The following is a 24547-nucleotide window of genomic DNA, read 5'->3' on the forward strand; positions in this document are numbered from 1 at the left end:
ACGATGAAGGGGCAGACGCCGCTGGGAGCCGACCTCCCCCCGGGTCGGCTCCCCGGCACTGCGCCTGCCCCCTGGCAAAGGACGGCCTTGGCCCTCGACACGGTGTCGAACCTCATCTTCACCGGCCCGCTGACGTGGACCGCCGAGGCTGCCTGCACCGGCCAGACGAACCTCTTCTTCGCCCCGGCCGGCGAGCGCCCCGAGACCCGGGTGCTGCGCGAGCAGCGGGCGCGTGCGGTCTGCGAGGCCTGCCCGGCCCTCGGGCCGTGCCGCGAGTGGGCCCGCGAGCACCGCGAGTACGGCTACTGGGGCGGCGAGTCCGAGGAGGAGCGCGCCGCGGCCGGGTACCGGGTCGACATGCCGGTCGGGCGCGTCGCCCGCTACCCGAAGGGCGACGGCCAGCCGGTGAAGCCCCGCGAGTCGCGCGTCGCCTGAGCGCGGGCGCGCCCCGCCGCCCGTGCGGGCCCGTCATCACTAACCTCGCCCGGCGTGCCGCCCGAGGGTGTCGACGTGGCCGCGCTCCGACCCTGGTTCGCCGCGCACGTCGAGGGCGCGAGCGGCGCGCCCCTCGAGGCCGAGCTCATCGCCGGGGGGCGCTCGAATCTCACCTACGTGATCAGCGACAGCGCCCGCTCCTGGGTGCTCCGCCGGCCGCCGCTCGGGCACGTGGTCGAGACCGCGCACGACATGCGCCGCGAGTTCCGGGTGCTGTCAGCCCTGGCCGGCACCGAGGTGCCGGTCCCCCAGGTCCTCGCCTTCGGTGACGACGCCGCGCTGATCGGGGCGCCCTTCTACGTGATGGAGCGCGTCGAGGGCCGCATCCTGCGGACCAAGGAGGAGATGGCGACCCTCGATCCCGCCGAGGCGCGCGCCTGCTCCGAGGCCCTGGTCGACGTGCTGGCGGCGCTGCACTCGGTGGACTACGAGGCCGTGGGCCTGGCCGACTTCGGACGGCCCGACGGGTTCTTGGCCCGCAACGTGGCGCGATGGGGCAAGCAGTGGCAGGCCAACAAGACGCGCGAGCTGCCGGCGCTCGACGAGCTCGGTCGCCGGCTCGACGCCGCGCTGCCCGGCTCCGGTCCCCCGGCCGTCGTGCACGGCGACTACCGGCTCGACAACACGATGCTCGCCCAAGGCGACCCGGGGCGGATCGCGGCGGTGCTCGACTGGGAGATGTCGACGCTCGGCGACCCGCTCACCGACGTGGGGCTCCTCCTCGTGTACTGGGGCGGCGACGAGCACCTGGCCACGCTGTCGGCCCAGGGGGTCGGGGACATCCCCGGCTTCCTCTCCCGCGACGAGATCGTCACCCGGTACGCCGAGCGCTCGGGACGCGACGTCGAGCACCTCACGTTCTACGTGGTCTTCGCCATGTACAAGCTGGCGATCATCGTGGAGGGGATCCAGGCCCGGTTCCTGATGGGCAAGACGCTCGGCGACGGGTTCGCCGACATGGGCGCCACCGTCACGAACCTCGCCGAGCAGGGCCTGGCCCTCGCCGACGCCTCCGACGACGCCGCGCTAGGAGGGTGAGTCGCACGCCGCCACCTGGTACTCGGTGACCGAGGCGCGGGCCATCAGACGTGGCGGCTGATGAACCCGCGGCGCCGGAACGTGGCGAGCATCCGGGTGAGGAACCACACCGAGGCGACGCCGACCGCGACCGCGCCGACCGCGCCGAGGCCGACCTGGTCCCACGGCAGCGGGTGCCCGACGACGACGGCCCGCGCGGCCGCGAACACGTGGGTTGTAGGCAGGGCCTGCGCCACGGGCTGCAGGGCACCCGGGAGCGCGCTCACGGGGTAGAAGATGCCGGACATCGGCAGCAGGAAGGCGATGAAGCCCCAGGTGAGGATCTCGGCCCCCTGCCCGACGCGCAGGATGAGCCCGATCACCACGAGCGCCACCGACCAGCCGACGGCGAGCAGGATCACCACGAGTGGGACGAGCGCGAGGCCCAGCGTCGTGATGTCGAAGGCGAAGAGGGCCAGCGCCACCAGCGCGACGACCGTGACCCCGATCGCGAGGCGCGCCAGCCCGAACAGGACCACGCCGGCCCCGTACTCGAGCTCCGTCAGCGGCGTCACCATGAGGTTCAGCAGGTTGCGCGACCAGGTCTCCTCGAGGAAGCCGGTGGCGAGGCTGATCTCGGCCTGAAACACCACGTGGAAGAGCACGATCCCCGCGAGCAGGAACGCGGCGCTGGCGGCGGCGGTCCCGTGCTGCCGCCCGAAGTACACGCCGATGGCGCCGAAGAGGATGGCGTCGACGACCGGCCACACGATGACGTCGAACCAGCGTTGCGGGGCGCGCCGCAGCACGAAGCTCTGGCGACGGGCGATGGCACGGACCCGCTGGGCTCGCATCACGACACCGCCCGGGCGTCGCTGATCGGCTCGGTCCCGCCCTCGGCGAGGTGCAGGAACACGCCTTCGAGGTCGGTGCGCCCGAACCGGGCCGCGACCGCGTCCGGCGGTCCGTCGGCCACCACCCGGCCGCCGGCGACGAACACGACGCGCGTGCAGAGGCGCTCGACCTCCTGCATGTTGTGGCTCGTGACGAGCAGCGCGGTGCCGTCCTCGGCGCAGAGCCGCTCGAGCCCGCTGCGGACCCGGTGCGCGACGTCGGGGTCGAGGGACGCCGTCGGCTCGTCGAGCACGAGCAGCCGGGGCTGGTGGAGCGTCGCCTTCACGATCCCGATCAGGGTCCGCTGCCCGGACGACAGCTCGTTGCCCATGACGGTCCCGAGCGACGCGACCCGGAACCGCTCGAGGCCCCGCGCCACCGCCTGCCGCCCGTCGACGATGCCGTAGAGGTCGGCGAACAGCTCGAGGAACTCGCGGACCCGCAGCCGCTCCGGCAGGGGCAGGTAGCCGGCGGCGAAGCCGACCTGCTCCATCGCCGCGCTCCGCTGGCCGGGCAGCCGTCGGCCCACGACCTCCACCTCGCCCGCGTCCGGCGTGATCACCCCGAGCACCATCAGCAGCGTCGTGGTCTTCCCCGCCCCGTTGGGCCCGAGGAGCGCGACCCGCTCACCGCCGCCGACCCGGAGGTCGACGCCGTCGACGGCACGTACCCGTCGGAACTGCTTGACGAGGCCGCGCGCGGAGAGGACGGCCTCGGACTCGGACATCCCGCCAGTGTCGCAGACGCCCGCCACCCGGACGCTCGCGTTTCCGGCCGCGGCTCCACGGTCGGTCGCGACCCGCCCTCGATCGGCGAGACGGACGGCGTCCACCATCCACGTCGAGAACGTGGTGAGGCCGCCGCACACCCCGACGCTCAGCCGCGACCGGACCCAGCGCGTCGGCGCCCAGCGCTCGGGCGCCAACGTGGTGACGAGCCCGAGTCCGAGGCGCCAACCACGTTGACGATGAACACGGCCCACGGGAAGGCGCCCGCGCGGGCGGGCATCGCGACGGAGAGCTTCGTAGCGGCCGAGCGCCCCCAGCCCCGCCGCCGACCGCCACCGCCATCAGCACGTCGAGCCACGGGCCGCGCCGGTGACGCCGACCCCCAGGTGTGCCGTCGACACCGGCGTCGCCGGGTCGGCGGGCGGCACGTCTCGCCCCGGGGTGTCGAGGCCGTGCTTCGGACGGAGCTCGCCTCGCATCAGGGCCTTCCCCGCGTCGCCGGGTCCGGTCAGGACCCATCAGCCCGGCACGGTCACCAGCCGGGCGGTTTCGACGAGCTCCATCGCCGCGTCGCAGGCCACCTGCCAGCATGGCGGCCGGCGATCGTCGCGGAGGGGAGGCCCGGTGGGCGTGCTCGACGGGGTGCGGGTGGTGGAGCTGGCCGAGCACGGCTTCGTGCCGTCGTGCGGCGCCGTGCTCGGGGACTGGGGCGCGGAGGTCGTGAAGATCGAGCGTCCGAGCGGCGACCCGCTGCGCGCCATCATGGGCGCGGGCCTCGTGGCCGACACCGGCGACGTGAACTTCCTGTGGGAGCTGTACAACCGCAACAAGCGGGGCGTGGCGGTGGACCTGCGTGTCCCCGAGGGACGCGCCGTGTTCGACCGGCTGCTCGCCGACGCCGACGTGCTGCTCACGAACTTCCTGCCGTCGGCGCGCGTGAAGCTGCGGGTCCAGCCCGAGGACTGCTGGGCCGTGAACCCGCGGCTCATCTACGCCCGCGGCCACGGTCAGGGGCAGCGGGGGCCGGACGCCGACCACGGTGGCTTCGACGCGGTCTCGTTCTGGGCCCGGGGTGGGCTCGGTCACGTGCTGACCCCGCCCGGCGGGCCGCTCGTGATGCAGCGCGGTGCGATGGGCGACGCGCCGAGCGGCGCGATGCTGGCCGGGGCGGTCGCCGCGGCGCTGTTCCGGCGCGAGCGCTCGGGCCGGGGCATGGTCGTTGACGTCGCCTTGCTGAACACGGCGGTGTGGCAGCTCAGCGTGGATCTCACCGCCACCGCCATCCGCGGGACGAACCCCGAGCCGTTCGGAGGCTCGGGGGTGCTGCCGAACCCGCTCGTCGGCCCGTACCGCACCGGCGACGGACGGTGGCTCCTGCTCAACATGCTCGACGACACCCGCCACTGGGCGCCGACGTGTCGCGGCCTCGGCCTGGAGGGCCTCGTCGACGACCCGCGGTTCGCCGACACCGCGGCCCGGGCGGCCAACCGGGTGGCGCTGCACGAGCGCCTGGCCGAGCGGATCGGCTCGCTCCCCCTGGCCGAGCTGCGGACCCGGCTGGAGGGCGAGGACACCATCTTCTCGGCGTTGGCGTCCCCGGTCGAGGTCGTCGACGACCCGCAGGTGCTCGCCAACGGCTACCTGGCGTCGCACCCGACCCGCGCCGGGGTGCGGCTGGCGTGCGCGCCGATGCAGTTCGACGACGAGATGACCGAGATCCGCCGGCCCGCGCCCGGGACGGGCGAGCACACCGACGAGGTCCTCGGCGAGCTCGGCTACGACGCCGACGACATCCTGACGCTGCGCCAGGCGGGGGCGGTCGCGTGAGCCCGCCGGCGGCGACCTAACGTGACCGGATGGCGGACGGCCTGACCTGGGAGCAGCAGCCCGAGCGCGCGCTGCGGCGCCCGCTCCTCGTGGCCGGGTTCGAGGGATGGAACGACGCCGCCGACGCGGCCTCGAGCGCTGCCGGCTGGCTCACCCAGCACGGCCGGGCCACCCGGTTCGCCTCGATCGACCCCGAGGAGCACTTCGACTTCCAGTCGCGGCGGCCGCAGGTGTCGCTGGTCGAGGGCGTCACCCGCCAGATCACCTGGCCCGAGAACCTGTTCTTCGCGGTCGGGTACGAGGAGCGCGACCTGGTGGTGCTGCGAGGGATCGAGCCGAGCTATCGATGGCGCTCGTTCTGTCGGGCGGTCGCGACGATCGCCCAGGAGACCGGCTGCGAGATGGTGGTCACGTTCGGGGCCCTGCTGGCCGACGTGCCGCACACGCGCGCGGCGCGCGTCACCGGGACCGCCACCGACACCGACCTCATCACGCGCCTCGGCCTGGCCCAGTCGCGGTACGAGGGCCCCACGGGCATCGTCGGGGTGCTCAACGACTACTGCCGGTCGGAGGGGCTGCCGTCGGTCTCGCTCTGGGCCCCCGTCCCGCACTACCTGGCGGCGCCCCCGAACCCACCGGCGACGCTCGCCCTCCTCGAGCGCTTCGCCGGCCTGGCCGGCCTGCAGGTCGACCTGGCCCGCCTCGAGGGCACGGCTCGGGCCTGGCGGGAGAAGGTCGACGAGGTCGCGTCGGGTGACGACGACGTCCGCAACTACGTCTCCACGCTCGAGGAGCGCTTCGATTCCGAGGCGACCGCCGACGGCGGGGTGTCCGACAAATCGTGGGGTCGTCTGCCCAGTGGTGACGAGCTGGCTCGCGAGGTGGAGCGGTTCCTCCGCGAGCAGCGCGACGACGGCTGACCAGCGGCGCTCCCGTCGACGGCGCGGCGGCGGGTGGCCGGCGGCCCGCCGTGCCCGTCGCGCGAGCTGCGCTCGAGCGGCCCGGATTCAGTCGAGCAGGTCGCGGGCCACGGCCTCCCACAGCGCCTCGGACAGCCCGAGCGACTGGACGTCGACCCGCTCGTCGTTGCCGTGGAACATGGTGGCGTAATCCTCGAACGACAGCCGCCGCGAGAACAGCGCGAACCCGTACCCGACCGAGCCGGCGCGGCGGAAGAACCGGTTGTCGGTGCCGCCGACCATCAGGAACGGCACCAGCCCCGACCCGGGCACCAGTCGGCCCGTGACGCGGGCGAGCGAGTCCCAGAGCGGCGTGTCGATCGGCGAGGCCGTCGACGGGTCGTCGTTCGATTCGACTTCGACCCGGTCGGCGAGGTCTCCGAGCGCCTCGCGCAGCTCGGCCAGCGCCTCTTCCCCGGTCTGGCCGGGCAGGGTTCGGATGTCGACCTCGAGCTCGACGAGGTCCGGGATGACGTTGGTCTTCGTTCCGCCCCGCGCCACCGTGGGCGCGAACGTGGTGTGGGTGCAGGCGTGCACGATCCGGGACATGCCGAGGGGCAGCTCGGACAGGACCCCGGGCAGCTCGGCGGGGTCGAGGAGCGCCCGGCGCAGCTCGGGCGGGTACTCCATGCCCTCGACGAAGCGACGCCACACGTCGTCGAAGTGCGCCTCGGGCTGGTAGGCCGCGAGGCGCCGCACGACCTCGGCCGCGGTGACGAGGGCGTTGTCGGTGCGGAACGGCTGCGAGCCGTGCCCGGGCGTCCCCCGGACCCGGAGCTTCGACCAGAGGGTCCCCTTCTCGGACGTGAGCACCGGCAGTCGCACCGAGTCGCCCGCGGGCATCTGGTAGCCGCCGGATTCGGTGAGCACGTAGTCGGCGTAGACCACGTCGCGCTGGTGCTCGACCAGCCACTTGGCGCCCCAGGTGCCGAGCGCCTCCTCGTCGGCCACCGCCAGGTAGATGAGGGTCCCGCGCGGCGTGAACCCGGACTGGGCCAGGTGGCGCACGGCCACGGCCTGGGACGTGGTGATGTTCAGCATGTCGACGGCCCCGCGGCCCCACACGAACCCGTCGACGAGCTCGGCCGCGAACGGGTCCCGGCTCCAGCCGTCGGGGTTCACCGGCACGACGTCGGTGTGGCCCATCAGCAGGAGGCTCGGCGCCTTGGGGTCGCTGCCCTCGATGCGCGTCACGAGACTGGTCCGTCCGGGCTGGGGCTCGTAGCGCTCGACCTCGAGCCCGGCGGTGCCGAGGTAGGCCTCGAGCGCGTCCACGCTGCGGAACTCGGCCCCCGATTCGACACGCCCGTCGTTCACGCACGCGTTCCGGATCAGGACCTGCAGGAGGTCGGTGGTCTCGGCCGTGGTGTCCGCCCGGTCGGCGCTCACGGCAGGCCAGGGTACCCGGACGGTCCGAGCGGCCCCGAGGGGACGGGCTCGGACGCGTCAGCTCGGGACCGCTTGGAGCGACGCGACGTCCCGGACGCTGCCGTCCCGGGCGAGGCGAGGGAGCGCCCGCGGGTCGCCCTTGAGGTAGACGTCGAGGAAGTCGACCGTGGTGCGCGTGACGACGCGCGCGGTGGCGTCGTCAGCGGGTGACGCCTGGTACGGCGTACGGTGACCGGCGCCGTGGAGGCTCTCGAAGAACTTGGGTGGCGTCGCGCCCGCAAACGCGGTGACGCTGCGGTCGTACGGGTTCTCGGTGTCGGCGTCGCCGTGGACGAGCAGCAGCGGGACGTGCCCGTCGACGAAGTAGCCGCCGAGCGGGAACGCCGGGACACCCGGGTTGAACTGCTCCGAGCCCGCGAGCGACACCGCGGCGCGCAGGCGGGGGTCGCGACAGCAACGGTTCAGGAGTCCGAGGACGACCTCGGCGCCGAGCGAGTGGCCGGCCACCCCGACGCGGGTCGCGTCGACGCGGCCGGCGAGGGTGCCGGTCGGCGCCGCGCTCTCGGCGAGCGTCTCGTCGATCACGAAGCGGACGTCGGCGGGCTCGTTGGCGTAGTCGGAGGCGTCGAGCCCCGCGGCGGCGTCGTGGCTGGTGCGCGGGAAGGTCGGCGCCGCCACCAGGTACCCGGCCGAGGCCCACGCGGTGAGAAGGGCGTGGTAGTCGGCGGGGGTCTGGTCGTAGCCGTGCAGGAACACGAGCAGCGGCAGCGGGCCGGCGCGGTGCGCGGCTCGCACGAAGGTGAAGGTGGTGACGAGGGTGCGCTGCCGGGCGGCGTCGACGAGGGTCTGGGTGCTCGCCACGGTCACCGGCTTCGGGGCCGGGCGGGCCGGCGCGGCGCCGGGCACCGGCGACGACACGGCACCCCAGCCGACCAGCGCGACGAGCACGGTGACGGCCGCGACGGGCGACGTCCGCGGTGACCGCCTCGCCGGCCGATCTCGGGCCGGGACCACGACCGCGCGAGGGGGGCTACCCGGTCGGCGCGGGGCGGAGCGCGGCCGGCAGCTCGTCGGGGTCGAGGCGACGCAGGGTCGCGAAGCCGTCCCGGCCGACGTAGGTGTCCTCGCCGAGCATGCGACCCTCGCTGTCGTAGGGGTAGAAGACGCCCATCCGCGTCTCGTAGAGGTAGTGCGCGTCGGGGTCGTCGACGGGGCGACCGGCGGCCTGCAGGGCCCGACCCGGGTACACGATCCGCATCACGCCGTCGGTGGCGATGCAGTCGTCGTCGACGACGAGCCGCTCGACGTCGTACTCGAGGTTCGTGGCGCCGGACGCGATGTAGTCGCGGTAGAACGACGTCACGGCGGCGCGCCCCTTCGGCCCGGCGTCGGTGGGCACCGCGCCCCACTGGTGGTACTGCGGGTCGGGGGCGAGGGTGGCGAGCAGCGCGTCGAGGTCGCCCGCCGCCTCGGCGTGCATGTGGGCGAGCAGGTTGGTGAGGAGGGCCCGGCGCCGGGCGTCGGTCTCGGCGGCGAGGCGGGCCTCGACGACCCGCCAGGTGAGGGTGGGGTCGATGGCGGTCACGACGGCACGGTACCCGTGGTGCGCGTCGCCGTCTACGACGCCCGGTAGAGCAGCCGCCCCTCGTCTCGCCAACGCTCGACGCCGCCCTCGAGGACCATGTGCTCGAGGTGGGCGAACGTCTCGCTCTCGGCCATCACGCCCCAGTGCTTGCGCGGGAAGATCTCGTGGGAGAGCTCAACGACGGTCGCGGCTCCGAGCTGCTTGGAGGCGTCGCGCAAGAGGCGCATCCGCTCGTCGTGGTGGCGCTTGATGGCGTCGACGCGACCGGGTACGTCGTCGAACGGATGGCCGTGGGCCGGCAGCCCGAGCGTGACCCCGTCGAGGGCGGCGACGAGGTCGAGGGTCTGGATGTACGACTTCAGCGCGTCGGCGCCGTTCCCCACGCCGGAGATGTGGGGCGTGATGGTGGGCAGCACGTGGTCGCCGCTGATCAGCACGCCGTGCTCGGGGTCGTACAGGCAGAGGTGGTCGATGGTGTGGCCGGGCGTGTGGATCGACACCCACTCCCGCCCGGCCAGCTCGAGCCGCTGGCCGTGGACGACCCGCCGCGTCGGCGCCGGGGGCGCGAACAGCCAGCGCAGGGCGCGGATGACGAGGCGGCGCCGGAGCGGCGGCCCGGTGTGGCGGCTCCCACCCCAGGGCGTCTCCCCGCCCCACGGGACCGACTGGGCCTGGGTCTGCTCGGTCGGGTTGTCGCGGAGCGGGTCGCCGGCGTAGTCGTCGTCGTGGTCGGCGACGGTCGGGATCTCCTCGCCGAGGTCCAAGGCTTGGGCCGCGGCGGCGGCGACGCGCTCCGCTTCCCGCGCCGCCTCCTCGCTGGGCAGGTGCCGACGCCGCCGGCTCTCGTCCAGCGACCAGGTGGTGAAGGCCCGGTGGGCGATCAGCTCGGCGCCGGCCTCCCGCTTGAGGCGACCGGCCCCGCCGAAGTGGTCCGGGTGGGAGTGGGTGACGATCACGGTGTGGACGTCGCGCAGGCGGAAGCCGGCCGCCTTGAGCCGGGCCTTCAGGGCCCGCCAGGACGTCGGGCCGGGCAGGCCGGGGTCGACGACGGCGAGGCCGCGGTCGTCGAGCAGCCCGTAGGTGTTGACGTGGCCGAGGCCAGGCATCCAGATCGGGAGCTGCATCCGGATGATCCCCGGTGCGACCTCGGTGATCTCCTCGGAGGCCGGCTCCTGCTCCTGCTTGCGCGGCCTGGACGCTCGCGTCGGCGAGTCGCCCGGCCGACGCGCGACGTCGGTCACCCGCTCATTCTACTGAACCCCGTCGCCACGCTGGCCGGGGCGGCCACGACCAGGGCACCGCGAGGCGTGTCACGCGTGCGCCGTGCGGACCGGCGCGGTCAGGACGCGGCGGCGGTGGGTGCGTGCCTCGGCCACGGCCGGACGCGTTCGAGGAGCGCCGCCGCCACCAGGCAGTGCTCGTCCTCGTGTCGGCGGGCCACGACCTGGAGCCCGACCGGCATGCCGTCGACCGTCCCCGCGGGGATGCTGCACGCGGGCTGGCCGCTCAGGTTGAAGGGCATCGTGAACGCGGCCGAGAGCCCGGCCAGCGACACCTCCTTGCCGTTCACCGTCCCGTACAGGCGACCCTCGGCCTCGAACGCGGGCGTCGGCGTCGTCGGGGTGAGGAGCAGGTCCACGGCCTCGAAGACCCGGGCGGCGGCGGCGACGGCCGCTCGCCGACCGCGGATCGCCTTCAGGACCACCTCGGGGCGGAGCCGCTCGTAGGAGAGGAGCGCGGCGCGCATGACGTCGGTGAGCTCGTCGGCGTGGTCGCGCATCACCTCGTAGTGCGTGGCGAGGTCGTCGAGCATGGAGAGCACGGTCCAGGACGTCCCCGGCTTCGGGAACACCGCCGGCACGTCGACGAGCTCGAGGCCCGCCTCCTCGATGAGCACCGCGGCGGCGTCGTGAGCGACCGCCTCGACGGCCGGCTCGGCGCTGGCGTACCCGAGGGTCGACGACCAGCCGACGCGCCGACCGCGCAGCGCGGCCAGCGCGTCGCCGCTCGTCACCGCGTCCTCGAGCGAGCCCGGCGGTCGTGCCAGCGACGTCGGGTCGGTGACGGTCGGCCCCGCGATGACGTCGAGGTACCGGGCGGCGTCGCGAACCGAGCGCACGATGGGGCCGGGCACCGACGTCATGGAGAACGAGTAGGGGCCGGGCCCCGCCCCGGTTCGTCCGTAGGTGGTCTTCATCCCGGGGAGGCCGCAGTACGACGCGGGGATGCGGATGGAGCCGCCGCCGTCGCTGCCGGTGCAGGCGGGGAAGATCCCGGCCGCCACCGCCGCCGCCGAGCCACCCGACGATCCGCCGGGGGTGCGCTCCGGGTTCCACGGGTTGCGGGTGACGCCGTGGATCGGGGTGTTCGTGAAGCTCACGGCGCCGAACTCCGACGCGGTGGTGAGCCCGACGAGCACGGCACCGGCGCCGCGCAGGCGGGCGACCTCGGTGCTGTCGGCGCCGGCGACGGCGTCGCGGTACGCGAGGGTGGCGTGCGTCTCGGGCCAGCCGGCCACGCTCGCCAGCTCCTTGACCCCCATCGGCACGCCGGCGAGGGGTCCGGGGTCGCCGCCCGAGCGGACCGACGCGTCGACGGCGTCGGCTTGGGCCCGCGCGCCGTCGGCGTCGAGGAACCACACCGCGTTCAGGGCGGGGTTGCGCGCCGCGATGGCCGCGAGGCAGCCGTCGAGCAGCTCGGTGGCGGCCAGCGCGCCGGCCCGGACCTCGTCGGCCAGCTCCCACGCGTCCCGGCCCATCAGGCTCATCGCTCGGTCACCGCCTTGTGGAGCTCGGCGAAGGCCTCCTCGAGGCCGGCCTCGAGGACCTCGAGGTCGGGCCACAGGTCGCGGTCGGCGAGGAGGCCGATGTGGAGGTGCCCGCAGTACGAGAGGATGGCGACGCCGAGGTTGAGGTTCTTGGCCAGCGGCACCATCGGGTAGGCCTCGAGCATGCGGGCGCCCATCGCGTAGAGGGGGACCTGGGGCCCGGGCACGTTCGTGCACACCAGGTTGCAGAACGGCTGGTGCTCGGCGAGGCGGGCGCCGAGCCCCAGCAGCGTCGGGGCGAGGTACTCGGTGACGTGGAACAGCGCCGCCGCGCCGACGGCTTGCTCGCGAGCCTTGAGGTCCTCGGTGACGGCGCGGACCTGGGCCAGGCGACGCCGCGGGTCGCGCTCGGCGACCGCCAGCGGCACGAACATGGCCGACAGCCGGTTGCCGAGGCGGAGGTGGTCGTCGTCGTCGCGCACCGACACGGGGCAGAAGGCCTTGAGGGTCAGCTCGGGGGTGAGCTCGCCGCGGGATTCCAGGAGCCGCCCGAGCCCGCCGGCGACGCCGGCGAGGATGACGTCGTTCACGGTGCCGCCCTCGACCGCCCGCACCGCCTTGACTTCGTCGAGCGGCAGGCGCACCGAGCCGAAGCGGCGGCCGCGCCCGACGACGCGGTTCAGCGAGGTGCGCGGGGCGACGAGACCGTGGTCGGCGAGCGTGGCGACGGCGCGGGCGAGCCGCGCCACCCGCTCGGCTCGCGGCTTGGGGTCTTCGGCGGCCTGCTGGGCGCCGCGTGCGAGCTCGCCGAGCTGGTCGACCTGCTCGCGGACGGTGTCGAGGAGGAGTCGCGCCGGCCGGGGGGCGGGCTCTGGTTGCCACGGCGCCAGCCTCACCGGGCCGGCGGCGTCGCGGTGGACGTCGAGGAGCACGGTGGCGACGTCGACGCCGGAGACCCCGTCGACGAGGGCGTGATGGGTCTTCTGGACCAGGGCGACGTTGCCGCCGTCGAGCCCCTCGACGAACCACAGCTCCCACAGGGGGCGGCTCCGGTCCAGCAGCTGGGCTTGGAGCCGCTCGAAGAGGGTGAGCAGCTGCGTCCGCTCGCCCGGAGCCGGCAGCGCCGTGAGCCGGACGTGGTAGGAGATGTCGAAGCGATCGTCGTCGACCCAGATGGGCTGCCCGGCGCCGAGGGGCACGGTCTGCACTCGCTGGCGGAACCGCGGGATCCGTTCGAGCCGCGCCGCGACGTGGTCGCGCGCGCGGGCCAGCCGGAAGCGGCCCTCGGGCCCGAAGAACGGCTCGCCTTCGAAGACCGCGAGGGCGCCGTGGTGCATCGGCGTCTCGAGCGTCTCGAGGTGGAGGAAGCTGGCGTCGAGCGCGCTCAGCCGCTCGTGAGGCACGGACGCAGGCTATGGGTCGGACCCCGGCCCGGCCAGCGCGTCACGCGAAGCGGAAGCGGGGCGCCCCGGAGTCGGCTGGGCAACGTCCGGCTCAACGGGGCGCCCCATTAGCCCGGCCGTTCCCGCGGCGGTGGGGCTGGGCAGTGACCGCTCGGCGCGGGAGCCGGCCCGGGCGACCGAGGGCGACCGTGCCGGGCGGTCGCCATGCCGAAAGCATCTTCGTGGAGGTTCGCCGCGAGCGCAAGGGTCATCTCGTCGCGGTGCGCCGTCGTGTGCTTGATCAGCGGTGTCGCGTCGTCGCACCTCCCGTCGTTGCCGCCGCCCGGCTGGCGTCGGGCTCGCCCCGGGCTGTGACCGGTCCCAGGAACCACAGGGGCCCCAGCCGTGCACGCGAGCTGGGTCCGATCCCGGCGGTCCGCGCCTTCGCGGGGACGTCGTGATGTCGCGTTTGGCCGCTTCCAGGCGTCGGGTGATGGCTTCTGGGGACGTCACCGGGACACGGGCGCGGCCACGCCGTGACCTCGCGCTCAGGTGGCGCAGGCCGTGAAGCCGAGGGCGGCGGCGATGCTGTTGGCCTGGTCGGAGAGGCCGTTGAGCACGTTGACCTGGCCGGTGCTGCGGGTGAGCAGGTCGTTGTAGCCCTCGCCGGACCGGGTGCGGTCGGCGAGCGCGTCGAGCTGGTCGGCGTAGCGGCCGAGCAGCGACGCGAACCGCTGGATCTCGCCGACGCGAGAGGCGGGCGGGTTCAGCGCGCCGATGGCCTGGGCGCGGCCACGCAGCTCGGACGCCGCCGCGTGCAGGTAGCGCGCCACGCGCGCGCCCTTCGCGGTCGGGTCTTGGGCGTTCACCAGGTCGGTGCTCGCCCGTTGGAGGTGCTGACACTCAGCGTTGACCTTGGCGATCAGCTGGGACTGGCTCAGCGCCTTGCCGGGTCCACCGCCACCGCAGGCTGCGAGGAGGACCGCCACGGCCCCGGCTGCCGCGCTCCTTCGCAACCGCTCCTCCGATCCTCGGATGCGGGGCACGGTACCCTCGGGTCGTGCTTCCCGACTACGCGAACTACGAGAGCGCGATCGGTCTCGACTGGTACGCGCTGGACCCGAACCTGGCCTCGCTGCTCGACCGCCTGCTACCCGACGCCGACGACCGGGCGTTCGCCGAGGAGCACGTGGCGCGGTACGGCGTCCTGTGCGGCGGCGAACTGGCCCGGCGCGCCGAGGTGACCGACAAGCACGGTCCGGTGCTCCGCCGCTACGACCGCTGGGGTCAGGAAGTCGACACGGTCGAGCATCATCCGACGTGGCTGGCGAGCAAGGAGGACCTCGTGCGCGCGGGGTTCACCGGCCTGGCGGCCCACGCCGGTCGTCCGGTCCCCGCGGTGCTCACGGCGTCGCTGGCCTACCTCGTGTGCCAGGCGGAGACCGCCATCTACTGCGGGCTGGGGATGACGGCCGGCGCGGCAGACATCGTGGAGCGCTTCGCGCCGGACGACGTGCGCGACGAGCTGGTGACCCGCCTGACGAGCGTCGACCCCGCGACGGCCTGGGAGGGCGGCATGTTCCTCACCGAGCGTCAGGGCGGCAGCGACGTGGGCGCCAACACGACCCGGGCCGTGCCCGACGGCGGCGAGTGGCGGCTGCACGGCGAGAAGCACTTCTGCTCGAACGTCGACGCCGAGGTGTTCATCGTGCTGGCCCGACCGGACGGCGCCCCGGCGGGCGCGAGAGGGCTCGCCACCTTCATCGTGCCGAGGCTGCGACCCGACGGCACCGCGAACGGGTTCCGGATCAAGCGGCTGAAGCCGAAGCTCGGGACCACGGGGGTGCCGACCGCCGAGGTGACCCTCGAGGGGGCGCAGGCCTGGATGGCGCGCCCGCCGACGGCTCGGACCGACGGCGGCGAGGCGTCGACTCGCGGGCTCAGCACGATGATGGAGATGGTCAACGGCAGCCGCTTCGGCGTCGCCGTGATGGGACTCGGCATCCACCGGCGCAGCTTTCTGGAGGCGGCGATCTACGCGTCGCGGCGCGAGCAGTGGGGCCAGCGGATCGACCGGTACCCACTGGTCCGGGAGACGCTGGTCGACCTGCTGGTGGGCCTCGAGGCGGCGGCGGCCCTGACCTACGAGTGCGCGGCGGCGACGCGCGGGCCCGTCGGGGAGGACGAGGGGCGACGGCTGCGCCGCATCCTGGTGCCGCTGGCCAAGGTCCGCGCCACCCGCGAGGCGATCGGTGCCGCCAGCCAGGCGCTCGAGGTGTTCGGCGGCAACGGGTACATGGAGGACTGGCCGATGGCCCGCCAGCTGCGCGACGCCCAGTGCCACACCATCTGGGAGGGGACCGAGAACATCTGCTGCCTCGACGTTCGCCGGGCGATGGGCACCGACGGCGCCCACGAGGCGCTCCTGGCCCGGGTCGATCGGGCGCTGCTCGGCGCCGATCCCGCGCCGGTCCTCGCGCCCGCGGTCGACGCGGTGGCGGGCACGCTGGTCGAGGCGCGCGAGGCGGTCGCGCACGTGATGAGCGCGCCGAACGACCTCCAGCTGCTCCACTGCCGCCGCCTCACCCACCTCCTCGCCGACCTGGCGGAGGGCGCGCTGCTCCTCGACGAGGCGACGTGGTCGCTGGCCCGCGACGACGCGCGCAAGGCGGTCGTGGCGCGGTGCTTCGCCCGGGCCCGTCTGGCGCCGCCGCGGGCGCGCGGCATCCTCGACGACGACCGGACCGTCGTCGACCTCTTCGAGCCGCTCACGCGCTACGGGCCGATCGAGCGCGCTGCCGCCGCGGCCGCGTGAGCCCGCGTTCGCCGGCGGCAGTCTGGCCGATCTCGGCGTCGCTGGTCCTCGCCCTCGACGACCGGCTCGGTCCGCCGATCGACGGCTACGTGAACGGGACGCAGACCTGGCTGACCGACGACGGCCCCGGCGGCGCCCGCCTGGAGTGGCGGCTGCACCCGGTGGCCGGCTACGAGCCGCCCCGGCACGTGTCGCACTACGACCTGTGGGACGTGGCGGTGACCGCGCTGCGCGCCGGCTCCCCCGCCGACGCGCTGCCGCTCGGCGGGACAGGTCGGGCCCTGTCGTCATTGTGGGACGGTCTCGAGTGCTTCCCCGCCGACGGCGAGGAGATCGAGCCGGCGGTGCTCGCGGCAGCGGCGCGCGACCGCCTCGGCACCGCGCCGGCGTCGGCGGGGCTGGTCGACCACGAGCGCATCGGCGACGAGTGGGAGCGATCGCGTCGGGCCACGTCGCTGGTCGGGATGCTGCTCGAGGAGCTGGGCCGGGGGCCGTGATGGACCGGGACGACCTCGCGCGCGCGATCTACGCGGTGTCGCACCTGACCGGTCAGTTCACGCTGCGGTCGGGCGCGACCAGCGACCAGTACTTCGACAAGTACCGCTTCGAGAGCGACCCGCCGCTGCTGGCCGCCGTCGCCGAGGCGCTCGCGCCCCTCGTGCCGCACGACACCGACGCGCTCGCGGGCCTCGAGCTCGGCGGCGTGCCGCTGGCGGTGCAGCTGTCTCAGGTCACGGGCCTCCCGGCCCTCTTCGTCCGCAAGGAGGCGAAGACCTACGGGACCTGCCGGCTCGCAGAGGGGGGCGAGGTGGTGGGTCGGCGCCTGACGGTCGTCGAGGACGTGGTGACCTCGGGCGGCCAGGTGGTGCGGTCGTGCTTCGACCTGCGGGACCGGGGCGCGGTCGTCGAGCACGCGCTCTGCGTCATCGACCGGGAAGCGGGTGGGGCGGCGGCGCTGGCGGCCATCGGGGTGGAGGGCCGTCCGCTCTTCACCATGAGCGAGCTGGAGGCGGCGCAGGGCTGACTCAGTCGGTCCGCCACGGCGGAGTGCGGGGCGGGTCGAAGTCGGCCGGCCGCACCTCGCCGGCGAGGGCGGCGAACGCGGTGTCGAGCCATCGGGCGCCGCCGGCCAGCGGCCACGGCAGGTTGTCGCGTCCGAAGAACCCGACCGCCTGGGTCTCGAGGGGATGGGCGCGCAGCGTGCCTCCAACCATCCGGCAGTGGAAGACGAGCGAGTAGAGCGGCAGGCGAGCGAACCCGAGGCGGAGCCCGTCGAACACGGCGATGAGCGACGCCGGCTCCACCTCGATGCCGGTCTCCTCGTACACCTCCTTCACCGCGACCTCCGAGGGGGAGTAGCCGACGTCCGCCCATCCGACGGGGTACAGCCACACCCCGGAGTCGGCGCGTTGGGTAAGGAGGATCTCGCCGGCGTCGTTGCCGACCACGGCCGCCACCGCCACCTTCGGGGTGACGTACCCGGCGACGCCCTCGCCGACGCTCGCCAGCCACTCCTCGTAGAGGGCATCGGCCGCGGCCTCCTGGCGCGCCGCGGCGCGGATGTCCGCCGCCACCTTCAGCACCTCCTGGAAGCGCTCGCGCTCGTAGAGGCTCTGCGTGAACCCGAGGCCGGTGCGCGCGATCCCCGACAGGGTCTCGGCCCAGCGGAGCAGGTCCACCGACGAGACCGCGTCGGGGTCGCTCACACGCGCACCCTAGCGAGGTGCGATCGGGCGCCAGCCGGCGCTACGGCTCGGCTCCGGTCGCCGCGTCCCGCAGCGCCGAGGCCTTCGCCAGGCCCCAGGCGAGCTGGAGCGGCCCGAGCCCCTCGTCGCCGAGATCGGCGAACGCGTGCGGGGCGAGGCCGTAGCGGTCCTCCGGGAGCGCGCGTTCCTCGAACTCGTCGCGCACCACCGCGGGAACGCCGATGGCGGCGAGCACGGCGGTGGGCTCACGAGCGGCGCCCCGGACGACCTCGAGCGGCGTGGCCCGCTGCGACGCGGGGTCGGTGGCCAGCAGCGTGCCGAGCTCACGGACGACACGACGCGTCGCTGCGTCGGCCGCCGCCACGAGCTGCTCGTCGACCCGGGACCGCTCGGGCCCGGCCATCGAGCCCCAGGCGTCGAGGATCCGCGCCGCGCGTGCGACCAGGTACGGGCCGAGCCGCGCCTCGACCCCGGCGGTGATCGCCGCCCCCGCGGCGCGCAGCCGGGCGAGGGCGGCGGCGCGGTCGTCGGTCAGGCCTCGAGCCCCACGCGCCGCAGCGCCTCCGCCGGCTCGAGGATCAGCCCGGTGACGAAGGGCCCGAAGTCGGCGTAGCGAGCCGACACCTCGTCGAAGCGCATCTCGTACACGATCTCCTTCAGCGCGGCGGGGTCGTCGGCGAGCAGCGTGACGCCCCACTCCCAGTCGTCGATCCCGGTGGAGCCGGTGATGAGCTGGAGCACCCGACCGGCGTAGCTGCGCCCGACTCGGGCGTGACCGCCCATCAGGCGCTTGCGGTCGGCGAAGTCGAGCCGGTACCAGTTGTCGGCGCCGTCCCGCCGCTTCGACATCGGGTAGAAGCAGAGCATCCGCTTGGCCGGGAGCCGGGGGTGGAGCCGCTGCTCGCGGTAGTGGTGGATGCGCTCCCGCCAGGCCGCCAGCCCCTCCTCGACCGCGGTCGGGTCGGTCAGGCCCTCCTCGGCGGCGAGCCGGGCCCGCTCGTCCTCCTCGGTGGCCGAGTACTCGGACAGCTCGGTGAGCGAGACGTACGACCAGCTCGGGGTGAGGGGCGCCCGCTGCAGGTCGTGCTCGAAGGCGGCGAGACGGGCCATGTCGGGGCCGAGCGCCATGACCCCGAGGTCGGCCTTGTGCCCGAGCACGACGAAGGTCAGCGCCTGGTGGGTGCCGTCGGCGGTGAGGCGGTCCAGCGCGTCGAGGACGTGCTTGGCGCCGCTCGGCTCGTCCTCGGCGCGGCGGGCGTCGACCCGGTAGAAGAGGTGGAGGACGCCCCAGCCCGACGACGCCTCGACCGGCTCGCCGCTCATGGCCCCGTCGTCGGGTGCTGCGCCATGCCGCGATGCTACGCGGCGCCTCGAGGCTGACCCTCCACGGCCTCGACGGCGACGAGCTGGAACGGGAAGTGACGCGCCATCACGGCGCGCACCTGGGCGTCGGCCTCCCAGCCCTCGCCGTCGACGAGCAGCCGGAAGAGGCGGCGCAAGAAGGCGCCCTCGACGAAGGCCCGCTGGATGCGGGGCGGCTCGGGCGCGACCACGTCGCGCATGATCGGCGGGCACACGAGCACGCGCTCCGCGACCGGGTCGGCGAGCACCGGGTCGCGGAACTCCTCGTCGAAGTCGCCGAACCAGCCGGCGGCCACCTCCTCGCGCACCCGCTGGTCGCGGCGGGCCGCGTCGAGGTACGGCTCCCGATCGAGGAACTGGACCTGGACGTCGGGCAGCGCGGCCTCGTACGGCGACCACTTGGCCAGGACGATCGAGCGGATGCGGCCTTCCTCCACGACCCCAGTGTGCACCCGAGACGGTCGGAGCGGTGACACCCGGGCCGGACGCGATCGGGGCGCCCCGTGCGGGGCGCCCCGGTCGTCGTGCTCGCCTGTTCGGCAGAAGATTAGAAGTCCATGTCCCCCATGCCGCCGCCGGGCATGGCCGGGGCCGCGGGCTTGTCCTCGGGCTTGTCGGCGACGACGGCCTCGGTGGTGAGGAACAGGGCCGCGATCGACGCCGCGTTCTGTAGCGCCGAGCGGGTGACCTTCGCGGCGTCGATGACGCCGGCCTTCCGCAAGTCCTCGTACTCGCCGGTGGCGGCGTTGAGCCCGTTGTCACCGGTGAGGTTCTTCACCTTCTCGACCACGACGCCGCCCTCGAACCCGGCGTTGACGGCGATCTGCTTGAGCGGCTCCTCGAGGGCCCGGGCCACCTCGCGGGCGCCCGTGGCCTCGTCACCGTCGAGCTTCTTGGCCGCCTCGAGCACCTTGGTCTGGGCCCGCAGCAGCGCCACCCCGCCGCCGGCCACGACGCCCTCCTCGACGGCGGCCTTCGTGGTCTGGACCGCGTCCTCGATGCGGTGCTTCTTCTCCTTGAGCTCGACCTCGGTGGCTGCGCCGACCTTGATGATCGCGACCCCGCCCGACAGCTTGGCGAGCCGCTCCTGGAGCTTCTCGCGGTCGTAGTCGGAGTCGGTGTTCTCGATCTCCTGCTTGATCTGGTTGATGCGGCCCTGCACGTCGGCCTTGCTGCCGCCGCCCTCGACGATCGTGGTCTCGTCCTTGGTGACGACGATCTTGCGGGCCTTGCCGAGCAGGTCGACGCCGATGTTCTCGAGCTTCAGGCCGACCTCCTCGGAGACCACCTGACCGCCGGTGAGGATCGCCATGTCCTGGAGCATGGCCTTGCGGCGCTCACCGAAGCCGGGGGCCTTCACCGCCACCGACTTGAACGTGCCCCGGATCTTGTTCACGACCAGGGTGGCGAGGGCCTCGCCCTCGACGTCCTCGGCGACGATGGCCAGCGGCTTGCCGCCCTGCATGACCTTCTCGAGGACGGGCAGCAGGTCCTTCACCGCCGAGATCTTCGAGGAGACCAGGAGCAGGTAGGCGTCGTCGAGGACAGCCTCCATGCGCTCGGGGTCGGTCACGAAGTACGGGGAGATGTAGCCCTTGTCGAAGCGCATGCCCTCGACGAGGTCCAGCTCCATCCCGAAGGTCTGCGACTCCTCGACGGTGATCACGCCGTCGGTGCCGACCTTCTCGAGGGCCTCGGCGATCATCGAGCCGATCTCGGCGTCGGCGGCCGAGATGGCGGCGACGTTGGCGATCTGGGCCTTGTCGGTCTCCACCTTCTGGGACGACGACGCGATGGCGTCCACCGCGGTACCCACCGCCGACTCGATGCCCCGCTTGAGGACCATCGGGTTGGCGCCGGCGGCCACGTTGCGCAGCCCCTCCCGCACCAGCGCCCAGGCCAGGACCGTCGCGGTCGTCGTGCCGTCGCCGGCCACGTCGTCGGTCTTCTTGGCCACTTCCTTCACCAGCTCGGCCCCGATCTTCTCGTACGGGTCCTCGAGCTCGATCTCCTTGGCGATGGAGACACCGTCGTTGGTGATCGTCGGGGCGCCCCACTTCTTCTCCAGGACGACGTTGCGCCCCTTCGGCCCCAGGGTGACCCGGACGGCGTCGGCGAGCTTGTTCATCCCGGCCTCGAGCGCACGGCGGGCATTCTCGGCGTAGGCGATTTGCTTGGGCATCTGGCTTCCCCTTGCGGGTCGGGGTCGAGTTTCGAACGTTGGCACTCGGCGTGTGCGAGTGCTAACAGAATTCTGGCACTCAGCGCCCGAGAGTGCAAATGCCGGGCCCGGCCCTGGCCCGGGCGGGGCGCCCTACGCTGCGCCCGTGGCCGAGATGCACGACGCCACCGAGGAGTACCTCGAGACCATCCTCGAGATCGAGGAGGAGGGGGTCACCCCGATCCGGGCCCGGATCGTCGAGCGCCTCGGCCTGTCCGCCGCCGCGGTGTCCGAGCAGGTGAACCGGCTCGTCGAGCACGGCTACGCCGAGCTCCTCGACGACCGCAGCCTGCGGCTCACGGCCCGGGGCCGGGCCCTCGCGACCTCGATCGTGCGGCGGCACCGGCTGGCCGAGCGGCTCCTCGTGGACGTGATCGGCCTCGAGTGGGAGAAGGTCCACCGGGAGGCCGACCGGTGGGAGCACGCCATCTCGGCCGACGTGGAGCAGAAGCTGGTCGAGCTGCTCGGCGACCCCGCCACGTGCCCGCACGGCAACCCGATCCCCGGCTCGGCGCATCGGGTCGACACCGGCCCCACGGTGCCGCTGGCGCTGGCGCCGGCCGGGCCGGTGCTGGTGGCGCGGATCAGCGAGAAGATCGAGCTCGACGACCGGGCCCTGCGGCTGCTCGCGGCGGCGCGGCTCGTGCCGGGGTCCCAGGCGTCGGTGCTCGGGAGCGGCGCCGAGGGGACCCGGGTCCGCAGCGACGCCGGCGAGGCGACGGTCCCGGCCGACGTGGCCCGCCTGACCTTCGTCGTCCCCCTCGAGTAGGTCAGACGCCGGCGGCGACGAGCACGAGGTCCGTGAACAGCCCGAGCGCCAGGCCGACGAACAGGCCCCACATGACGTGTCGGGGGTCGTGCTCGAGCCGGAAGGCGACGCTCAGCAGCTGGACGATCACGTAGAGGATGGACCCGGCCGCCAGGGCCAGGAAGGCGACCTCGAGCTCGGTGCTCGTCACGCTCTGGCCGATCAGGGTGCCGACGAAGGTGGGCCCACCGCCGAGCAGGCCCAGCCACCCGAGGAACCCCCAGCTCGGCCGGTCCGCCTCGGCCGCCAGCGGCGCGACGATGCCGAAGCCCTCGGTGGCGTTGTGGAGCCCGAAGCCGATGACGAGCAGGACGGCCAGGCTGACCTTGTTGGCCGCCGCCGACTGCCCGATGGCGAGGCCCTCGGCGAGGTTGTGCAGGCCGATCCCCGCCGCGATGAACACGACGAGCCGCCGGGTCGCCGACCGGGGGTCGGCCGGCGAGCCGACCGGCGCGGCGACGGCGTCGAGCCTGGCGGCGCCGGGCCCCGGGGGCGGGACCACCCGGCGACGGCTCAGGCGCCGCTCGTAGTAGACGAGGCCGAGCAGCCCGAGCCCGAAGGCGGCGACGAACAGGGCCGACCGGAGGACGACGTCGCCCCACGCGCCGTCTCGCACCGCGGTCTGGACCGGGTCGAATCCGTTGTGCACGGTCTCGACGAGGAGGAACACGAGCACGCCGGCCGCGCCGGCGTTGAGGAGGGCCCGGAGCATGGGCGGCAGGGCCCGGACCCGGCCGACCGGCAGCCCGAGGAAGATCGTGACGCCGGCTAGGGCGCCGAGGAGGGTGATCTCGCCGGTGGACATGGCCCCGCTCCGTTGCCGCTGGCGGCGAACGGGCCGCCCTCGGAGGTAAGGGCAACCTTACCTACGGTGGTGAGGGCGGGTCAACCGCCGGCGACGGCGGGCACGATGCTCACCACGGTCCCCTCCGGCACCGGGGTGGCGACGCCGTCGAGGAAGCGGATGTCCTCGTCGGCGACGAACACGTTCACGAACCGGCGCAGGCCACCACCGTCGTCGAAGAGGCGCTCCTCGAAGCCGGGGTGGGCGGCGTCGAGGGCCTGGAGGACGGCGCCGACGGTGGCGCCGGCCACGGCGACCTCCGAGGCACCGCCGGTCAGGGACCGCAGCTGGGTGGGGACCCGGACTGTCACCGGCACGCTCAGGCCTCCGCGGCGGCGCCCGGGAAGGCGGCCCGGAAGGCCGCGAGGGTGGGCTCGATCGTCGCCGCGGGGCCGACCTCGCCGCTCACCGCATCGAGCGTCTTGAGGCCGTGCCCGGTCACGTAGACGACAACCCGCTCGTCGCGCCGCACCACGCCGTCGTCGGCGAGGCGCCGCAGCGAGGCGATGGTCACGCCCGCGGCCGTCTCGCCGAAGATCCCCTCCGTGCGGGCGAGGAGGCGGATCCCGGCCCGAACCTCGTCGTCGCTGACCGCCGTCAGCGCGCCGCCGGTGCGGCGCACGGTGTCGAGGGCGTAGTACCCGTCGGCCGGGTCGCCGATGGCGAGCGACTTGGCGATGGTGTTCGGCTTCTGCGGGCGGATGGCGTCGCTGCCCTCGGCGAAGGCGGTGGCGACGGGCGAGCAGCCGGCCGCCTGCGCTCCCGAGATCCGCACCGCGGCCTCCTCGAGCAGCCCCACCCGGACCAGGTCCTCGAACCCGCGGTGCACCTTCGTGAGCAGCGAGCCGCTGGCCACCGGGACCACGACGTGGTCGGGCGCCTGCCAGCCGAGCTGCTCGGCGGTCTCGAAGGCGAGCGTCCGCGACCCCTCGGCGTAGAAGGGGCGGACGTTGACGTTCACGAACGCCCACGGCTGCTCGGCCGCGAGCTCGGCGCAGAGGCGGTTCACGTCGTCGTAGCTGCCGTCGACCGCGACGAGGTTCGTGCCGTACACGGCGGTGGTGACGATCTTCGCCGGCTCGAGGTCGGCGGGAACGAACACGTAGCTCGGCAGGCCGACCCGGGCCGCGGCCGACGCCACCGCGTTGGCGAGGTTGCCAGTCGAGGCGCAGGCGATCGTCTTCAACCCGAACTCGAGCGCCTTCGCCACCGCGACGGCCACGACCCGGTCCTTGAACGAGTTGGTGGGGTTGCGCGTGTCGTCCTTCACCCACACCTCGCCGAGCCCGAGCTCGGCGGCGAGCCGGTCGGCCCGCAGCAGCGGCGTGCAGCCGACGGGGATCCCGCCGGGGGGCTCGTCGACCGGCAGGAGGCCGGCGTACCGCCAGATGGTGGGCGGCCCGGCGGCGATCGAGGCCCGGGTCACCGCGCCGGCGACGGCGTCCTCGTCGTAGGCGACCTCGAGCGGGCCGAAGCACCACTCGCAGGCGTAGCGGGGCGAGACGTCGTAGGCGCGGCCGCACTCACGACATCGCAGGGCGTGGACGAAGGCCATGGTTCCTCCCTCTCCGGTGGCCGAGGCCACCTTCTCGACGCGCTCTTCGAGCGCCTCGAGCGGAGGAACCGCTCTTCGGCTGCTCATCGTCAGGCATTGGCACCTGGCTACGGTCCGGGTGGATCGCAACTGGTTGCCGCGGCGTCAACGGGCCTGTCCCTCGGCCGCTCTTGATGAGCGCGTGCTGACCGGA

Annotated in this window: 25 protein-coding genes and 2 riboswitches; of the genes, 8 read left to right on the forward strand and 17 right to left on the reverse strand. The window is 74.0% G+C overall.

From position 1 onward, the window contains the following. The first annotated feature begins 87 nt into the window (after positions 1-87). Positions 88-435 carry a WhiB family transcriptional regulator gene (locus VG869_08140; protein HEV3451160.1) on the forward strand — a complete coding sequence of 116 codons (348 nt, stop codon included), beginning with the start codon at positions 88-90 and terminating at the stop codon, positions 433-435. Between the two features lie 54 nt (positions 436-489). Next, entirely contained in the window at positions 490-1533 is a 1044-nt protein-coding gene (locus tag VG869_08145; protein HEV3451161.1) for a phosphotransferase family protein, read from the forward strand. A gap of 44 nt (positions 1534-1577) precedes the next feature. Here VG869_08145 and VG869_08150 read toward each other — a convergent pair whose 3' ends face one another. Further along, positions 1578-2366, reverse strand: coding sequence for an ABC transporter permease (locus tag VG869_08150; GenBank protein HEV3451162.1), 789 nt, complete (start codon positions 2364-2366; stop codon positions 1578-1580). Continuing rightward, on the reverse strand, positions 2366-3133 hold the full coding sequence (locus VG869_08155; GenBank protein ID HEV3451163.1) for an ABC transporter ATP-binding protein: 768 nt from the start codon (positions 3131-3133) through the stop codon (positions 2366-2368). The genes VG869_08150 and VG869_08155 overlap by 1 nt, the downstream gene beginning before the upstream one ends. Positions 3134-3636: 503 nt before the next feature. Then, positions 3637-3710: riboswitch (Fluoride riboswitch) on the reverse strand. A 48-nt stretch (positions 3711-3758) separates the two neighbouring features. On the opposite strand from VG869_08155, the gene VG869_08160 reads away from it, so the two are divergent. Continuing rightward, positions 3759-4961 (forward strand): CoA transferase, encoded by a 1203-nt coding sequence (locus VG869_08160; protein ID HEV3451164.1) that lies wholly within the window; start codon positions 3759-3761, stop codon positions 4959-4961. 29 nt (positions 4962-4990) lie between these two features. After that, positions 4991-5881 carry a PAC2 family protein gene (locus VG869_08165; GenBank protein HEV3451165.1) on the forward strand — a complete coding sequence of 297 codons (891 nt, stop codon included), beginning with the start codon at positions 4991-4993 and terminating at the stop codon, positions 5879-5881. A gap of 87 nt (positions 5882-5968) precedes the next feature. Here the strand turns inward: VG869_08165 and VG869_08170 are convergent, their stop codons facing one another. The 7 genes from VG869_08170 to VG869_08200 all read right to left on the reverse strand — a co-directional run bounded on the left by VG869_08170 (position 5969) and on the right by VG869_08200 (position 14032). Beyond that, complete coding sequence (locus tag VG869_08170; protein ID HEV3451166.1) at positions 5969-7309, reverse strand: M20/M25/M40 family metallo-hydrolase; 1341 nt, start codon at positions 7307-7309, stop codon at positions 5969-5971. A 57-nt stretch (positions 7310-7366) separates the two neighbouring features. Beyond that, positions 7367-8257, reverse strand: coding sequence for a hypothetical protein (locus tag VG869_08175; protein ID HEV3451167.1), 891 nt, complete (start codon positions 8255-8257; stop codon positions 7367-7369). An 82-nt stretch (positions 8258-8339) separates the two neighbouring features. Next, on the reverse strand, positions 8340-8894 hold the full coding sequence (locus VG869_08180; protein ID HEV3451168.1) for a nuclear transport factor 2 family protein: 555 nt from the start codon (positions 8892-8894) through the stop codon (positions 8340-8342). A gap of 32 nt (positions 8895-8926) precedes the next feature. Continuing rightward, complete coding sequence (locus VG869_08185; GenBank protein HEV3451169.1) at positions 8927-10135, reverse strand: MBL fold metallo-hydrolase; 1209 nt, start codon at positions 10133-10135, stop codon at positions 8927-8929. A 98-nt stretch (positions 10136-10233) separates the two neighbouring features. Beyond that, positions 10234-11652, reverse strand: a complete 1419-nt coding sequence (locus VG869_08190; protein HEV3451170.1) for an amidase — start codon at positions 11650-11652, stop codon at positions 10234-10236. Positions 11653-11657: 5 nt separating this feature from the next. Next, complete coding sequence (locus VG869_08195) at positions 11658-13064, reverse strand: wax ester/triacylglycerol synthase family O-acyltransferase (protein HEV3451171.1); 1407 nt, start codon at positions 13062-13064, stop codon at positions 11658-11660. A gap of 527 nt (positions 13065-13591) precedes the next feature. After that, the gene (locus VG869_08200) at positions 13592-14032 is read right to left on the reverse strand and encodes a hypothetical protein (GenBank protein HEV3451172.1); all 441 of its coding nucleotides are present in this window, start codon (positions 14030-14032) and stop codon (positions 13592-13594) included. A gap of 71 nt (positions 14033-14103) precedes the next feature. Between VG869_08200 and VG869_08205 the strand changes: the two genes are divergently transcribed. The 3 genes from VG869_08205 to VG869_08215 are packed head-to-tail and all read left to right on the forward strand — an operon-like array spanning position 14104 to position 16882. Continuing rightward, entirely contained in the window at positions 14104-15858 is a 1755-nt protein-coding gene (locus VG869_08205) for an acyl-CoA dehydrogenase family protein (protein ID HEV3451173.1), read from the forward strand. Continuing rightward, positions 15855-16355: a hypothetical protein gene (locus VG869_08210; protein ID HEV3451174.1), complete on the forward strand. Its 501-nt coding sequence runs from the start codon at positions 15855-15857 to the stop codon at positions 16353-16355. Before VG869_08205 ends, VG869_08210 begins: the two co-directional genes overlap by 4 nt. Then, entirely contained in the window at positions 16355-16882 is a 528-nt protein-coding gene (locus VG869_08215; GenBank protein HEV3451175.1) for an orotate phosphoribosyltransferase, read from the forward strand. The genes VG869_08210 and VG869_08215 overlap by 1 nt, the downstream gene beginning before the upstream one ends. Position 16883: 1 nt before the next feature. On the opposite strand, the gene VG869_08220 is transcribed toward VG869_08215, so the two are convergent. The 5 genes from VG869_08220 to groL all read right to left on the reverse strand — a co-directional run bounded on the left by VG869_08220 (position 16884) and on the right by groL (position 21108). After that, a complete protein-coding gene (locus VG869_08220) occupies positions 16884-17564 on the reverse strand; it encodes an NUDIX hydrolase N-terminal domain-containing protein (protein HEV3451176.1) in 681 nt (226 codons plus the stop codon). A 40-nt stretch (positions 17565-17604) separates the two neighbouring features. Then, positions 17605-17967, reverse strand: coding sequence for a hypothetical protein (locus tag VG869_08225; GenBank protein HEV3451177.1), 363 nt, complete (start codon positions 17965-17967; stop codon positions 17605-17607). A gap of 128 nt (positions 17968-18095) precedes the next feature. After that, positions 18096-18887 (reverse strand): chlorite dismutase family protein, encoded by a 792-nt coding sequence (locus VG869_08230; protein ID HEV3451178.1) that lies wholly within the window; start codon positions 18885-18887, stop codon positions 18096-18098. Positions 18888-18922: 35 nt separating this feature from the next. After that, positions 18923-19363, reverse strand: coding sequence for a hypothetical protein (locus VG869_08235; GenBank protein ID HEV3451179.1), 441 nt, complete (start codon positions 19361-19363; stop codon positions 18923-18925). A 110-nt stretch (positions 19364-19473) separates the two neighbouring features. Continuing rightward, positions 19474-21108: a chaperonin GroEL gene (groL, locus tag VG869_08240; GenBank protein ID HEV3451180.1), complete on the reverse strand. Its 1635-nt coding sequence runs from the start codon at positions 21106-21108 to the stop codon at positions 19474-19476. A gap of 154 nt (positions 21109-21262) precedes the next feature. Between groL and VG869_08245 the strand changes: the two genes are divergently transcribed. Next, positions 21263-21916: a metal-dependent transcriptional regulator gene (locus tag VG869_08245; GenBank protein HEV3451181.1), complete on the forward strand. Its 654-nt coding sequence runs from the start codon at positions 21263-21265 to the stop codon at positions 21914-21916. A 1-nt stretch (position 21917) separates the two neighbouring features. Here VG869_08245 and VG869_08250 read toward each other — a convergent pair whose 3' ends face one another. The 3 genes from VG869_08250 to thrC form a co-directional block, all read right to left on the reverse strand. Next, a complete protein-coding gene (locus tag VG869_08250; GenBank protein HEV3451182.1) occupies positions 21918-22760 on the reverse strand; it encodes a ZIP family metal transporter in 843 nt (280 codons plus the stop codon). A gap of 80 nt (positions 22761-22840) precedes the next feature. Next, positions 22841-23116, reverse strand: a complete 276-nt coding sequence (locus VG869_08255) for a ubiquitin-like small modifier protein 1 (GenBank protein HEV3451183.1) — start codon at positions 23114-23116, stop codon at positions 22841-22843. A gap of 2 nt (positions 23117-23118) precedes the next feature. Further along, complete coding sequence (thrC, locus tag VG869_08260; GenBank protein ID HEV3451184.1) at positions 23119-24354, reverse strand: threonine synthase; 1236 nt, start codon at positions 24352-24354, stop codon at positions 23119-23121. A gap of 80 nt (positions 24355-24434) precedes the next feature. Next, positions 24435-24534: riboswitch (SAM riboswitch) on the reverse strand. Between the last annotated feature and the right edge of the window lie 13 nt (positions 24535-24547).

The sequence above is a fragment of the Acidimicrobiia bacterium genome (assembly GCA_035948415.1).
Classification (GTDB): domain Bacteria; phylum Actinomycetota; class Acidimicrobiia; order IMCC26256; family PALSA-555; genus PALSA-555.

Excerpts from the sequence above, each read along its gene's own strand:
- VG869_08150 (HEV3451162.1), bottom strand. The coding sequence starts at position 2,366 with ATGCGAGCCCAGCGGGTCCGTGCCATCGCCCGTCGCCAGAGCTTCGTG.
- VG869_08155 (HEV3451163.1), bottom strand. The coding sequence starts at position 3,133 with ATGTCCGAGTCCGAGGCCGTCCTCTCCGCGCGCGGCCTCGTCAAGCAG.
- VG869_08165 (HEV3451165.1), top strand. The coding sequence starts at position 4,991 with ATGGCGGACGGCCTGACCTGGGAGCAGCAGCCCGAGCGCGCGCTGCGG.
- VG869_08190 (HEV3451170.1), bottom strand. The coding sequence starts at position 11,652 with ATGGGCCGGGACGCGTGGGAGCTGGCCGACGAGGTCCGGGCCGGCGCG.
- VG869_08215 (HEV3451175.1), top strand. The coding sequence starts at position 16,355 with ATGGACCGGGACGACCTCGCGCGCGCGATCTACGCGGTGTCGCACCTG.
- VG869_08225 (HEV3451177.1), bottom strand. The coding sequence starts at position 17,967 with ATGGCCGGGCCCGAGCGGTCCCGGGTCGACGAGCAGCTCGTGGCGGCG.
- VG869_08230 (HEV3451178.1), bottom strand. The coding sequence starts at position 18,887 with ATGAGCGGCGAGCCGGTCGAGGCGTCGTCGGGCTGGGGCGTCCTCCAC.
- groL (HEV3451180.1), bottom strand. The coding sequence starts at position 21,108 with ATGCCCAAGCAAATCGCCTACGCCGAGAATGCCCGCCGTGCGCTCGAG.
- VG869_08245 (HEV3451181.1), top strand. The coding sequence starts at position 21,263 with ATGCACGACGCCACCGAGGAGTACCTCGAGACCATCCTCGAGATCGAG.
- VG869_08250 (HEV3451182.1), bottom strand. The coding sequence starts at position 22,760 with ATGTCCACCGGCGAGATCACCCTCCTCGGCGCCCTAGCCGGCGTCACG.
- thrC (HEV3451184.1), bottom strand. The coding sequence starts at position 24,354 with ATGGCCTTCGTCCACGCCCTGCGATGTCGTGAGTGCGGCCGCGCCTAC.